At 67.1% G+C, this 12,682-nt stretch carries 13 protein-coding genes; 6 read left to right on the top strand and 7 right to left on the bottom strand.

Going from position 1 to position 12,682, the window contains the following annotated elements; all coding sequences use genetic code 11:
- Window positions 1-33: 33 nt before the first annotated feature.
- Complete coding sequence (locus ACP7AR_RS11560; protein WP_426185838.1) at window positions 34-1,191, bottom strand: epoxide hydrolase family protein; 1,158 nt, start codon at window positions 1,189-1,191, stop codon at window positions 34-36.
- A 61-nt stretch (window positions 1,192-1,252) separates the two neighbouring features.
- On the opposite strand from ACP7AR_RS11560, the gene ACP7AR_RS11555 reads away from it, so the two are divergent.
- A complete protein-coding gene (locus ACP7AR_RS11555; protein ID WP_426185836.1) occupies window positions 1,253-2,209 on the top strand; it encodes a helix-turn-helix transcriptional regulator in 957 nt (318 codons plus the stop codon).
- A 4-nt stretch (window positions 2,210-2,213) separates the two neighbouring features.
- On the opposite strand, the gene ACP7AR_RS11550 is transcribed toward ACP7AR_RS11555, so the two are convergent.
- Both ACP7AR_RS11550 and ACP7AR_RS11545 read right to left on the bottom strand, forming a co-directional pair.
- Entirely contained in the window at window positions 2,214-3,278 is a 1,065-nt protein-coding gene (locus tag ACP7AR_RS11550) for a sensor histidine kinase (protein ID WP_426185834.1), read from the bottom strand.
- 10 nt (window positions 3,279-3,288) lie between these two features.
- Entirely contained in the window at window positions 3,289-3,963 is a 675-nt protein-coding gene (locus ACP7AR_RS11545) for a response regulator transcription factor (protein ID WP_426185832.1), read from the bottom strand.
- Between the two features lie 132 nt (window positions 3,964-4,095).
- Between ACP7AR_RS11545 and ACP7AR_RS11540 the strand changes: the two genes are divergently transcribed.
- From ACP7AR_RS11540 to ACP7AR_RS11530, 3 genes are read left to right on the top strand one after another with little or no spacing between them, the layout of a single operon-like run.
- Complete coding sequence (locus ACP7AR_RS11540; RefSeq protein WP_426185830.1) at window positions 4,096-4,773, top strand: M15 family metallopeptidase; 678 nt, start codon at window positions 4,096-4,098, stop codon at window positions 4,771-4,773.
- A gap of 60 nt (window positions 4,774-4,833) precedes the next feature.
- On the top strand, window positions 4,834-5,217 hold the full coding sequence (locus ACP7AR_RS11535) for a DUF4440 domain-containing protein (protein WP_426185829.1): 384 nt from the start codon (window positions 4,834-4,836) through the stop codon (window positions 5,215-5,217).
- A complete protein-coding gene (locus ACP7AR_RS11530) occupies window positions 5,214-5,783 on the top strand; it encodes a GNAT family N-acetyltransferase (protein WP_426185827.1) in 570 nt (189 codons plus the stop codon). The genes ACP7AR_RS11535 and ACP7AR_RS11530 overlap by 4 nt, the downstream gene beginning before the upstream one ends.
- Here the strand turns inward: ACP7AR_RS11530 and ACP7AR_RS11525 are convergent.
- The 3 genes from ACP7AR_RS11525 to deoD form a co-directional block, all read right to left on the bottom strand.
- Complete coding sequence (locus tag ACP7AR_RS11525) at window positions 5,780-8,323, bottom strand: DEAD/DEAH box helicase (protein ID WP_426185825.1); 2,544 nt, start codon at window positions 8,321-8,323, stop codon at window positions 5,780-5,782. The two genes, ACP7AR_RS11530 and ACP7AR_RS11525, sit on opposite strands and share 4 nt — an antisense overlap.
- A 168-nt stretch (window positions 8,324-8,491) precedes the next feature.
- Entirely contained in the window at window positions 8,492-9,709 is a 1,218-nt protein-coding gene (locus ACP7AR_RS11520; RefSeq protein ID WP_426185823.1) for an MFS transporter, read from the bottom strand.
- A gap of 67 nt (window positions 9,710-9,776) precedes the next feature.
- Complete coding sequence (gene deoD, locus ACP7AR_RS11515) at window positions 9,777-10,487, bottom strand: purine-nucleoside phosphorylase (RefSeq protein ID WP_426185821.1); 711 nt, start codon at window positions 10,485-10,487, stop codon at window positions 9,777-9,779.
- A gap of 150 nt (window positions 10,488-10,637) precedes the next feature.
- Between deoD and ACP7AR_RS11510 the strand changes: the two genes are divergently transcribed.
- Complete coding sequence (locus ACP7AR_RS11510; RefSeq protein WP_426185819.1) at window positions 10,638-11,699, top strand: iron-containing redox enzyme family protein; 1,062 nt, start codon at window positions 10,638-10,640, stop codon at window positions 11,697-11,699.
- A complete protein-coding gene (locus tag ACP7AR_RS11505; protein WP_426185817.1) occupies window positions 11,692-11,943 on the top strand; it encodes a CDGSH iron-sulfur domain-containing protein in 252 nt (83 codons plus the stop codon). Before ACP7AR_RS11510 ends, ACP7AR_RS11505 begins: the two co-directional genes overlap by 8 nt.
- A 33-nt stretch (window positions 11,944-11,976) precedes the next feature.
- Here the strand turns inward: ACP7AR_RS11505 and ACP7AR_RS11500 are convergent, their stop codons facing one another.
- Window positions 11,977-12,648, bottom strand: a complete 672-nt coding sequence (locus ACP7AR_RS11500; protein ID WP_426185815.1) for a DNA alkylation repair protein — start codon at window positions 12,646-12,648, stop codon at window positions 11,977-11,979.
- Between the last annotated feature and the right edge of the window lie 34 nt (window positions 12,649-12,682).

The following is a 12,682-nucleotide window of genomic DNA, read 5'->3' as shown; positions in this document are numbered from 1 at the left end:
AGCCGTGCCCGAGACGGCCTACCGGAGCCGCGCTCAGCGCAGCTCGCGGAAGAATTCCCGCACGTCGGCCAAAAGCAGATCGGGCTCCTCGAGCGCGGCGAAGTGTCCGCCGCGGCCCTCGACGTCCGTCCAGCGGACGATGTTGTTCGCCTTCTCCTCAGCGAAGCGAAGACCGACATCGTGCGCGAACACGATCACGGCGGTCGGAACCCCTGAGCTCTCGGGTTCGGCGCCCCAGCCGGCATCCTGCGCATACCCGACATAGGCCGCCGACCCGCCGGTCGCGGTGAACCAGTACAGCGCGGCGTTGTCGAACAGGAACTGCTCGCCGATGAGGTCGGCGACCGGCACATCCGCGGGATGCGTCCACTCCTGCAACTTGTCGTGGATCCACGCGAACTGGGCCACAGGGCTGTCTGCGGTCATCGCGCCGATCAACGCCGGCCGCGTCGACTGAATCGCGATGTAGCCGAACTCCTTCTGCATGAACTCGCCGACGCGGCGCATGCGATCCTGCTCGATCGGGGTCAAACGCGCTGCGGTCTCGTCGTCGATCTGGCCGACGAAAGAACCGAGCGAGCCGTTCGCATGCACGCCGATCACGCGCTCGGGTGCCAGGCGCCCCATTTCCGGAGCGACCCCTGCACCCATGTCGCCGCCCTGCACGGCGAAGCGCTCATATCCGAGCCTGGTCATCAGCTCGAGCATCACCACGGCGATGTCGCTGCGCTTCCAATCGCGACCGACCAGCGGCATCGAGAATCCGAATCCCGGATGCGAGGGGATGACGACATCGAATGCATCGGATGCGTCGCCGCCGTGTGCAACAGGATCGGTCAAGGGCCCGATCAGCTTCTCGAACTCGAGGAACGACCCGGGCCAGCCGTGCATCAGCAGTAAGGGCGTCGCACCAGGATGCGGCGAACGCACGTGAACGGCATGGATGTTCTGCCCGTCGATGTTCGTGAGGATCTGCGGCAGGGTGTTCAAGCGCGCCTCGGTCGCACGCCAGTCATGCTCTGCCCAGTGGGCGATGAGCGTCTGCAGCTCGGAGGAAGGGATGCCGGTGCTGCGGTCGTCGACCGGAAGCGGAGACGCGAACCGGGCGTTCATGAGCCGGCTGCGGAGGTCGGCGAGCGCGGAATCCGCGATCTCGATGCGGAAGGGGCGGACCTGCTCATTCGTGTTCATGACTTCATCCTCTCGATCTAAACGGCCATAATGTGTCCTGATAGCGAACGAAGCTGGAGCCATGACCCGCACGACCGGACGTACCCTCGCACTCCTCTCCCTGCTCCAGGTGCGACGGGAGTGGAGCGGAGCCGAACTGCGCGATCGCCTCGAAGTCAGCGACCGCACGCTGCGCCGCGACATTGACGACCTGCGTGAGCTCGGCTACGGCATCGACGCCACCCGCGGGCGGCACGGCGGCTACCGGCTCGGCGTCGGGGCCGAGGTACCTCCGCTCGTGCTCGCGCCGGATGAGTCCGTCGCGATCGCCGTCGGCCTGCGGGCAGCGGCCGGCAGTGTGGTGACAGGGATGGAGGATGCCGCAGCGAGAGCGCTCGCGAAGCTCGAGCAGTCGCTGTCACCGGCGACGAGGCGGCAGATCAGCGAGGTCGAACAGGCGATGGTGCCGCTCGTAGGCGATGCGCGGCCGGACATCGACCTAGGGGTCGTGACGGCTGCGGCGTCGGCGATCGCCGGGCGGATGCGGCTGCGCGTCGATTACACACGCCATGACGGCGCCGAGGTGCAGCGCGTGCTCGAGCCGCACCGGATCGTGCACACCGCAGAGCGCTGGTACCTGATCGCCTGGGTGCCGGAGCACGAGGCGTGGCGCACCCTGCGAGTCGACCGCATCCGCCGGCCCGTCCAGTTGCGCGAGGAGTTCCCGCGGCGCGACATCCCCGATGACGCTCTGCGAGAGTTCACAACGCGGAGCATCACGACCGCGCCCTATCCGTACCGTGCCCGGTTGCGCATGCACGCGTCGGCCGATGTCGTGTCACGCCGCTTCGACGCCACGATCGCGTCGGTCGAGGCCGAAGGCGACGACACAAGCATCCTCACCGCGGGGTCGCGCTCGCCGGAGGAGTTCGCGCTCTACATCGGCATGAGCGGGATCGAGTTCGAGGTGCTCGAAGGCGAAGAGGTGCGGCGGGCGCTGGGTGAGGTGGCGGCGCGGATGCTGCGGGCCATCGTGTAGCTCCTCACTCGACGGGCAGCCGCACCGTGACGATCAACCCGCCGCCGCTGCGCGGCTCCAACTCCAGCGTCCCGCCGTGGGCCCGTGCGATCCCGTCGGCGATCGCGAGCCCGAGACCGGCACCCGCGTGGGCGGCATCCTTGCCGCGGGATCGTCCGGCGCCGCGCTGGAACGGCTCGCGAAGCGTGGCGAGGAGGTGGGAGGGCACGACCTCACCGGTGTTCTCGATCACTGCCACCGCGCCCTGCTGAGTCATCTCGGTGCGCACCTCGACGCTCCCTCCCGTCGTGATGTTGTGCACGACCGCGTTGTGGACCAGGTTCACGAAGAGCTGCTGCAGCAGTGTCGCCGATCCATTGACGAAGGCCGTCGTTCCGCGGATGTCGAGTGACACGCCGCGTCGATCGGCCAACGGATGCAGGCTCTCCACGGCCTCTTCGGCCAGGAGCGACAACTCCACCCGCTCGCGTTCGAAGGTGCCGCGATCCGCGCGGGCCAGCAGCAGAAGTGCTTCGGTCAGGGCGATCGCTCGCGCGTTGACATTCTGCAGACGGTCGATGAGCACATCGACGTCGCGATCGGGGTCGTCTCTGGCCACGTCGAGCATCGCCTGAGATATCGCCAGCGGGGTGCGCAGCTCGTGCGAGGCGTTGGCGGCGAAGCGCCGTTGCTCCTCGACGTGCGCCTCGAGTCTGGCGAGCATCGTGTCGAACACATCCGCCAGGTCGCGGAACTCGTCCCTCGCGCCGGGCATGTCGACACGGTGCGAGAGCGAACCTTCTGCCGCCAGGCGCGCAGCCTCATTGAGGCGGGTCAGTGGCGCCAGCATCCGCCCGGCGAGGAACCAGCCCCCGACCAGGCCGAGCACGAGCAGGAAGACGAGCACGGCGATCGTCCGAGGGACGAACGCGCGTTCCAGATCGGAGCGGTTGGGCACGCGCATGTCCGCGTTGATCTGAGCATCCGGTACGTATCGCAGCAGGAACAGATTGACGACGACCAGCAGCAGCACACCCGCGATCATGAGGAATCCGGCGTAGCTCAGCGTCAGCTTGAGCCGAGCGCTCATGCCTCTGCGCCTAGACATCGACGGCTCCCGTGTCGATCCGATACCCCACACCCGGCACGGTCAGGATCAGCCATGGTTCGCCCAGCCGCTTGCGTAACGACGAGACCGTGATGCGCACGGCGTTCGTGAACGGATCGGCGTTCTCGTCCCACGCGCGCTCCAGCAGCTCTTCGGCGCTGACCACTCCGCCCGAGGCGCTCACGAGCACTTCGAGAACCGCGAACTGCTTCCGCGTCAGCGCGACGTAGCGGCCATCCCGGAACACCTCCCGACGGAACGGGTCGAGACGGATGCCGGCGACCTCTTGCACCGGAGGGCGGACATGCGTGCGGCGCCGGTCGAGCGCACGAAGACGCAGCACGAGCTCGCGCATCTCGAACGGCTTGGTGAGGTAGTCGTCCGCACCCAGTTCGAATCCCGACTCCTTGTCGTCGAGACGGTCTGCGGCGGTGAGCATGAGAATCGGGATGCCGCTGCCTGAGTCGACGATCCACCGAGCGACCTCGTCGCCGGAAGGGCCGGGGATGTCGCGATCGAGCACGGCGAGGTCGTACGAGTTGATCCCCAGCAGCTCCAGCGCTGTGCCGCCGTCGCCAGCGATGTCGGCGGCGATCGCCTCAAGGCGCAATCCATCTCGCACGGCTTCCGCGAGGTACGGCTCGTCCTCGACGATCAGAACACGCACAGCTCTGCTCTCATGTGCCGGGGTTTCATATGCGGAGATTTCATGTGCTCAGATCCTACGCACCCGCGCATATCGGGAGCATATGAGGAATCGCATACGGCCTCGCAACCGCCCGCCGAGTTCGCTGGAGGCATGAGAACCACGCATGTGATCGTCCCGCCGTCCGGTCCGTCGCCGAGGGTCCGCCGCCAGCAGCGTCGCGCTGTCGCAGCTCTCATCGTCGCCCTCATCGCGCTGGTCGTCGCGCTGGTGCTCGTGGTGGCGAACGGATCCCGTTCGATCGCGGAGATCGCCGCAGGGGCCGGGCAGTCGGTGGCGTTCGGAACGCCGGCGCAGACCGGCTCGGTTCTGACAACTGAGCACGGGTACATCGCCACAGGCGAGGCGTTGTCGGTCTTCGATGAGCAGAAGCCGGCCATCACGCGGCTGAACCCCGCCCTGCTCGATGCGCTGCGTCGGGCGGCCACGGATGCTGCGCAGGGCGGTGTCGAGTTCGACGTCAACAGTGGCTGGCGATCTGCCGAGTACCAGTCGTCCCTGCTGAAGGCGGCGGTCGACGACTACGGCTCGGAAGAGGAGGCCGCCCGCTGGGTGGCGACTGCGCACACCTCAGCGCACGTGTCGGGCGATGCCGTCGACATCGGTCCGCTCACGGCGACCGACTGGCTCGCCCAGCACGGCGCGGAGTACGGGCTGTGCCAGACCTACGGCAACGAGTCATGGCACTACGAACTGCGACCGGATGCCGTCGGCGGGATGTGTCCTGTTCCGTTCGCCGATCCGACCGACGACCCGCGGATGCAAGGCTGAGATCCGGACGGGACGATATCGGGGGTTGCCCATTGCCGCGTCTCGGGCGAGCATAGCGACATGACTGAGCAGATCGAGGAGCTGTGGGAACTCGAGCACCAGGGGTGGGATTCGCTCTGCGACGGTTCGGGGAGCGACTTCTACGGCGGGCTCATGATCGAAGACGGCACCATGCTGCTGGCGTCTGGGTTGTCGATGGATCGCTCCGAGGTGATCGCGTCTTTGGCGGACGCGCCCCCGTGGGAGCGATACGAGATCATCGAGCCGCGGCTGCTCGCCTTGGCGGACGGCGCGTCGACGCTGCTGTACACCGGGCGGGCGTTTCGTGCGGGAGCGGAGCCGTTCGTCGCCTTGATGGCCAGCACGTACGTACGCCGCACCGGCGTGTGGCGGCTCGCGCTCTACCAGCAGACAGCGGTCGAGTCCGACCGGCCTCCGTCGTGAGCGGCACCGCTGCGTGGATGGCGGCGTCGATCGCGTGGCGTCCGATCGTCGCGGCAGATTTCCCTCTGCTCTCCGACTGGCTGTCCCGGCCGCACGTGCACCGGTACTGGCATCACGATTTCACTCCTGAGGGTGTGGCACGCGACTTCGGGCCTGGTACCCGCGGAGAGGAAGCGGGGGAGGATCTGCTCGTGTCGGTGGGCGGGGAGGCGGTGGGGCTGGCGCAGCGCTCGCGCATCGCGGACTACGCCCAGGACTTCCAAGAGCTCAGCGCGATCGTCGACGTGCCGCCGGGCGCAGTGACGATCGACTACTTCATCGCTGACCCGTCTCAGACAGGGCGAGGGCTCGGTACAGCGATCATCCGCGCCCTCGTCACCGACACCTGGTCGAGCTATCCGGACTGCCCCGCGATCATCGTGCCGGTGGCGGCAGGCAACATCGCGTCGTGGCGCGCCTTGGAGAAGGCCGGCTTTCGGCGGGTGGGCGAAGGAGACATGGAGCCGGACAATCCCATCGACCCGCCGCTCCACGTCATCTCGCGGATCGATCGGTCGAGCGCCTAGAGGCGGTCAACGCCGGTGACGGTCACGACGGCTTCGCCCGCTTCATCGGATGCCGCGAGGTCGATCGTCGCAGAGATGCCCCAGTCGTGGTCACCGGCCGGGTCGTCGATGATCTGACGTGCAGTCCAGGTCACCCCTCCCTCAGTGAGGAGGAGCAGCTTCGAGCTTCGTGCATCGGAGCCGGTGAGGATGTCGTCATGCTCGGCGAAGTAGGCATCGAGTGCGACGTTCCAGCCCTCCTCGCCGAATGCGGGATCGAGCGCGGCAAGAGCATCCACGTCCTCGCGGGCGGCGAGCTGCACACGGCGGAACAGCTCGTTGCGCACCAGGATGCGGAACGCGCGCACGTTGCTCGTGAGACGCTTCGGCGCCGGTGGCACGATCGGCTCTTCCAGGTGCTCGGCGGCCTTCAGTGCGTCGAGATCGACCATGCCGTTGTCGGTTCCAGCCCGCAGTTCCTCCCACTCGTCGAGCAGGCTCGAATCGACCTGGCGGACGAGCTCACCCAGCCACTCGATGAGGTCGCGGAGATCCTCGTTCTTCAGGTCCTCCGGGATCGTCTGCGATGCTGCCCGATACGCGTCGGACAGGTATCGCAGCACCACCCCTTCCGACCTGGCGATCTTGTAGTACGCGACATATTCCCCGAACGACATGGCCCGCTCGTACATGTCGCGCACGACGGCCTTCGGATGCAGTTCGAAGTCGCGGATCCATGGCTGCGCCGCGCTGTACGTGTCGAAGGCGGCACCCAGCAGCTCTTCCAGCGGCTTCGGATAGGTGATCTGCTCGAGCAGCTCCATGCGCTCGTCGTACTCGATGCCCTCTCGCTTCATCTCCGCGACAGCCTCGCCTCGGGCGAGGAATTCCTGCTGACTCAGCACGGCGCGTGGATCGTCGAGCGTCGACTCCACGATCGAGATCATGTCGAGGGCGAAGGTCGAGGCCGCCGGGTCGAGCAGCTCGAAAGCTGCCAGTGCGAACGGTGAGAGCGGCTGGTTGAGTGCGAAGTTCGGCTGCAGATCCACGGTGAGGGTGATCGTGCCGTCCGCGGCCTGTTCGACGATCCCCGATTCGCGCAGCGTGCGATAGATTCCCAGCGCCCGCAGCGCCAGCATCCGCTGCCTTGCCCGAGGTTCGTGGTTGTCATATACCAGTGCGCGCATATTGCCGAACACGTCGCCGCCGCGGCCGATCACGTTGAGCATCATCGCGCTCGTGATCTGCATGTGGGAGGTCAACGTCTCCGGCTCCGCATCGATCAGCTTGCGAAACGACGGCTCGCCCCACGACACGAAGCCGTCCGGTGCCTTCTTGCGGATGATCTTGCGCTTCTTCTTCGGGTCGTCGCCGGCCTTGCGGATCAGAGCGGCGTTCTCGGTCTCATGCTCCGGTGCCTGGGCGACCACGGTGCCGGCGGTGTCGAATCCCGCGCGGCCTGCGCGGCCGGCGATCTGGTGGAACTCACGGGCGTTGAGCTGTCGCATGCGAGTGCCGTCGAACTTCGTCAGCGCGGTGAGCAGTACCGTGCGGATCGGCACGTTGATGCCGACGCCGAGCGTGTCAGTGCCGCAGATCACGCGAAGCATCCCGCGTTGTGCGAGCTGTTCGACCAGGCGTCGATACTTCGGCAGCATGCCGGCGTGATGCACGCCGATGCCGGCACGCAGGAACTTCGACAGCGTCCTGCCGAACGCGGTCGTGAAGCGGAACTCGCCGATCAGCTCTGCGATCTGATCGCGCTGTTCGCGTGTCGCGATCTTCGTGCTCGACAGCGCCTGCGCGCGCTCCATGGCTGCGGCCTGCGAGAAATGCACGACATAGATCGGTGCCTGGCCCGTGGTGAGCAGGTCTTCGACCGTCTCGTGGATCGGCGTCAGCTCGTAATAGAAGTGCAGCGGCACCGGTCGTTCGACGCCCGTGACTGTCGCTGTCTCGCGGCCGGTTCGGCGGGTCAGGTCGCTGGCCAGCGCGGTGACATCGCCGAGCGTCGCCGACATCAGGATGAACTGCGCCTGCGGAAGCGTCAGCAGCGGCACCTGCCACGCCCACCCTCGATCAGGGTCGGCGTAGAAGTGGAACTCGTCCATCACGACCTGGCCGACGTCGGCGGCAGGCCCCTGACGCAGCGCGAGATTGGCGAGGATCTCAGCCGTGCAGCAGATGATCGGAGCGTCCGCGTTCACCGATGAATCGCCCGTGATCATGCCGACGTTCTCGGGACCGAACGTGTCGACGAGCGCGAAGAACTTCTCACTCACGAGAGCCTTGATCGGGGCGGTGTAGTAACTGCGCCGACCCTCCGCGAGTGCGGCGAAGTGCGCGCCGACCGCGACGAGCGACTTCCCGGTGCCGGTCGGAGTCGACAGGATCAGATTCTGCCCCGAGACGATCTCGATGATCGCCTCGTCCTGTGCCGGGTAGAGCTGGATGCCGGTGGCCTCCGCCCATTCGACGAACGCCATGTACACGGCATCCGGATCGACAGCGCCCTCGGCGTCGCGCAGGGAGGTCGGATCGAGGCGCGCGGAGGAAGTCATGGTCCTTCGATCATCCCTCACCCCGGCCCGACGTGTGTCCGGGCGCCGCACAACTCCGGAGAATCGGCCGGTTTCGACCTCTGCCGAGCCGGATCCGAGCCGATCGGCGAAAATTCTCCGGAGTCATGCGGGAAGACTGCAGGTGAGACGCTCGGGGCGGGGCAGTTGTCACCCGTGCGCTGAGGGGTGGCGGCGAGCGGCACGACGACCTCGGCCGACCAGGATGCGCACCAGAACCGCGACGGCGACGACGAGGCAGACCGCCGACGTCGTGGACAGCGCGACGCCGAAGCTCGTCCTGGCTGCGATGAAGCCCACCGCCAGCGCGCCGATACCTGTGCCGCAGTCGAAGCCGATGTTCCACACCGCGCTGGCGACATCGCGATGGCGTGGCCCCACTGCGGCGAACGACTCGATCAGTGTGACGTTCTGGAGGCTGCCGTAGGCGACACCGGTGACGGCCATCCCGCCGACCAGAGCCGCTCCGCCTCCACCGGCCATCGACCACACGCACAACGCGAGCCCCGCCACCCCGAGGAGAAGCATCGGCGGCTGGAACGGCAGGTGCCCGAACCGGTCTGCCAATCCACCGATGAGCCAGCGGGCGACGGCAGCGCACGCCGTGAGCGCGAAGAGTCCGGCGACCGCGTATCCACCGACCTCGGGAAACTGCGGCACGAAGGTCAGCAGCGCACCGCCCGGAGCGGTGATCGTGAGCAGCACGACGCTCGGCGCGATCAGCGCCAGCCACACGCGTGCGCTCGTCCTGTGTGGAAGGTGATCGGCGGCCGGCGCATGCGGCATGCGGTCGAGGCGCCGCGCGAGCAGGAAGGCAGGGATTGTGGCGATCAACGGCGCCGCACCGATGGTGAACACGACCCAGAAGCCCACGTTGTCGGCGACCCACACCGATGTCGGCACGAGCAGGATCTGCGGGGCGGAGATCGACAGGCCGTAGAGGCCGATGGCGCGTCCACGGCGGGCCGGCTCCACCAGCATCGCCACCGCCGATGATCCGCACACGGTGATCACCGCGAAGCCGGCACCGCGTGCGGCGGAGATCGCGAGGATCGCCGGCAGAGCATCGGTCATGAGCAGCAACAGCGACGGGGCGCCGAGGAGGGCCACCCCTGCCACGAGCGTGGGCGTCCAGCCGAAGCGGCGCAACGCCGCGGGAACCGTCGTCTGCACTGCGACGGTGGCGGCCATCATGACGGCGTTCACGAGTCCGCCGCCGACTTCGTCTGCGCCACCGCGCACCGCCCACAGCGGTACGGTCGACACGAGCGCGCCGAATCCGGCGAAGCCGAGCGCAGACATCGACATCAACGCGATGATGCCGGGCGTCCTGATCACACTGCGAGGTGTCGCCGTCACGCCTGTCATATCCGATTCAGCCTACCGAGCAAGTGCGATCGACGGACGAGCGGATGCCGCGGCATCCGCCCCTGCCTCAGGAGGTCGCCGCGCGCAGCGCGATCTCGATCATGTCGCCGAAGGTCTGCTCGCGCTCCTGCGCTGTCGTCTCCTCGCCGGTGACGATGTGGTCGGAGACGGTGCAGATGCTGAGCGCGCGACGGCCGTGGTACGCCGCCAGGGTGTAGAGCCCGCTCGTCTCCATCTCGACGCCGAGAGCACCATGGGCGACGAACGGTTCCGTCAGCTCTGGTCTGGTGCTGTAGAACTGATCGCTCGAGAAGAGCAGTCCGACGTGCACGGCGGCGTCCAGCGGCATGGCCTCGCTCGCCTCGACCGCTGCGCGCAGCAGAGAGAAGTCGGCGACGGGTGCGTAGTCGAGTCCGTTGAACCTGACGCGGTTGATTCCGGAGTCGGTGCACGCGCCACTCGCGATGATGATGTCGCGTACGGAAAGGCGCTCGGTCAGCGCACCGCATGAGCCGACGCGCACGATCGTCTGCACGTCGTACTCCTTGAACAGCTCCGTGGCGTAGATCGCCATCGACGGCTGTCCCATGCCCGACCCCTGCACCGAGATGCGGCGTCCTTCCCAGGTGCCGGTGAACCCCAGCATCCCGCGGGTCTCGGAATACAGCGAAGCGCCTTCGAGGAAGTTCTCGGCGATCCACTTCGCCCGAAGCGGGTCGCCGGGGAACAGGACGATGGGGGCGATCTGACCGGGATCAGCGGCGATGTGCGTGCTCATGCTTCGAGCGTACTCACGCATCTTGTGCTGCCGGAACGAGGCGTTTAGCCACCGACGAGGGCGTCGTCAACCCCTGTTCGATTTCACCGGGCTCGTGGCAGAGTCGGTGTAGGCACAGGCCGCGCCTGTCGTCATTCATGAAGGGGCTCCATGACTGTCATCGACGAACACCCGACGTCCGCTGCGACGATGCTCGCACGAGGTCCGCTCAGCGCAGGAGTGCTGGAGATGCTCCAGCTCGGTGACCCGGACTCGCCAACGGATGGCGCACTCGCCGATGTCGCCGAGCGGGTGCTGGCCGAGACCGACCGCGTCTCTTCGGACGACGACATCCAGCTCGCCCTGTTCCTGCTGTACGCCTGCTCGTACGGTTCGCTGGACTGGATCGACGCGGAATGGGAGTGGAACGCTGAGCTGCTCGGTGTGCGGCGCTCGATCGAGCGGGCGTTCGAGCGGGAGCTGCGTCGAGATGTCGTCGTCCCCGAGCTTCCGCCGGCAGACGGCGAGAAGATCGCCGCCGAGCTGTTCCGTCTCACCGCACCCACTCCTGGACCCTCGCTCGCACGACACATCGCGAAGCACGCCACGCTGGAACAGGCGAAGGAGTTCGCCGTCCAGCGCAGCATCTACACGCTGCGAGAGGCGGACCCGCATTCCTGGGCGATTCCGCGCCTGACCGGCCGGGCCAAAGTGGCCCTCGTGGAGATCCAATCCGACGAGTACGGCGCAGGACGCCCTGAGCGCATGCATGCCGAGATCTTCGCCCGGACCCTGCGAGGGCTCGGACTGGATTCCCGCTACGGCGCCTACCTCGACCGCGTTCCTGCCGTGACGCTCGCCTCTCAGAACGCGATGTCGATGTTCGGCATCAACCGGAGGCTGCTCGGCGCGATCGTCGGGCACCTCGCGGCCTTCGAGATGACCTCCTCGTTGCCGAACCGCTCGTATGCGGAGGGCTTCCGCCGGCTCGGTTTCGGCGATGACGTGACGGAGTACTTCGACGAGCATGTCGAAGCGGATGCTGTGCACGAACAGATCGCGGCACGAGATCTCGCCGGATCGCTCGGTGAGGATCGTCCAGAGCTGATCCCGGACATCTTCTTCGGCGCTGCGGCGTGCCTCATGGTGGATGACCGTGTCGGCGACCACATCAGGGCGGCGTTCGAAGCCGGCAGGAGTTCACTGCGTGTCGAGGCCGATGAAGATGTCTGAGCGCGGGGCGACCCAGATCGTGCCTGCGGCGGATGATGTGCAGATCACGGCGTGCACCGACGGACCGCTTCTCGTCCGGGGTACGGTCGAGATCGTGGGAGAAGACGGCGAGGTCATCCACAACCCCCGCCGCACGGTGGCGCTGTGCCGGTGCGGCGCGTCAGCGATCAAACCGTGGTGCGACGGCACCCATAAGCTGACGCGATTCGAGACCGGTCCTCGCACCGACGATTCCGACGGCTGACGCGTCGTCGGATGCTCGACCCGGTGAGGCGGATCAGCCTTCGCGGCGCCTGACGATCTCGCCGATCCAGATCGGGGCGAAGGGGGAGGTGCAACCGGGAGCGGTCGGATAGTCGGCCAGCACCTGCAGCCGCTCCCCGATCTGCAGTGCGCGGGCGCGCAGATGCGGATGGTAGATGCCGATCTGCGCGAGCGTCTCGTTCATCGACCACTGCAGACGTGCCGGTGCATCCTTCATGTCGCGTTCGATGCGGTCGAGCAGATCATCGAGGTCGAGTCCATCAGGGTTCTTCGCCACCCGCTCGCTGGTCAGCGACCACGCAGCGGCAGCGACCGTCGGATCCGGATCATCGAACCACCGCATCCGCATCTCCTCCGCGAGAGGCGACTTCTTGGCGATGTAGCTGACGAACCACTCGTTGACCTTCGGCGGTCGAGTCTCGCGCAGCATCGCGTCGAGCTCGTCGGCGGTGAAATCCCGCGGCTTGCAGATCAGCAGTGCGAGGAGCCTCGGCGCAGTCTCACCCGTCGACCACAGCTCTTTCGCCAGGGCGTGATTCGCCTTGACCTGCTTCGCGAGCCCGCGCATCTTCGACAGGTTGATGCCGTGGTCGTCGCCGCGCTTCTCGTTCGCCGCCCGCATCTTCGGATCCTCGAGCGCGGCGAGCTCCGCCAGAACATCGGGGACGGTCATCGTGTCGGCCATGCCTCCAGCGTACGACCCGCCCGCGTCGCCGAGC

The sequence above is a fragment of the Microbacterium sp. TWP3-1-2b2 genome (assembly GCF_049896145.1).
Taxonomy (GTDB): Bacteria; Actinomycetota; Actinomycetes; order Actinomycetales; family Microbacteriaceae; genus Microbacterium.
This window is presented reverse-complemented; position numbering and strand designations above follow the sequence as displayed.

Coding starts and splice junctions, on each gene's coding strand:
- ACP7AR_RS11540 (WP_426185830.1), top strand. CDS start 4,096: ATGAGAACCACGCATGTGATCGTCCCGCCGTCCGGTCCGTCGCCGAGG.
- ACP7AR_RS11525 (WP_426185825.1), bottom strand. CDS start 8,323: ATGACTTCCTCCGCGCGCCTCGATCCGACCTCCCTGCGCGACGCCGAG.
- ACP7AR_RS11520 (WP_426185823.1), bottom strand. CDS start 9,709: ATGACAGGCGTGACGGCGACACCTCGCAGTGTGATCAGGACGCCCGGC.
- ACP7AR_RS11500 (WP_426185815.1), bottom strand. CDS start 12,648: ATGGCCGACACGATGACCGTCCCCGATGTTCTGGCGGAGCTCGCCGCG.
- ACP7AR_RS11535 (WP_426185829.1), top strand. CDS start 4,834: ATGACTGAGCAGATCGAGGAGCTGTGGGAACTCGAGCACCAGGGGTGG.
- ACP7AR_RS11550 (WP_426185834.1), bottom strand. CDS start 3,278: ATGAGCGCTCGGCTCAAGCTGACGCTGAGCTACGCCGGATTCCTCATG.
- ACP7AR_RS11555 (WP_426185836.1), top strand. CDS start 1,253: ATGACCCGCACGACCGGACGTACCCTCGCACTCCTCTCCCTGCTCCAG.
- deoD (WP_426185821.1), bottom strand. CDS start 10,487: ATGAGCACGCACATCGCCGCTGATCCCGGTCAGATCGCCCCCATCGTC.
- ACP7AR_RS11510 (WP_426185819.1), top strand. CDS start 10,638: ATGACTGTCATCGACGAACACCCGACGTCCGCTGCGACGATGCTCGCA.
- ACP7AR_RS11505 (WP_426185817.1), top strand. CDS start 11,692: ATGTCTGAGCGCGGGGCGACCCAGATCGTGCCTGCGGCGGATGATGTG.
- ACP7AR_RS11560 (WP_426185838.1), bottom strand. CDS start 1,191: ATGAACACGAATGAGCAGGTCCGCCCCTTCCGCATCGAGATCGCGGAT.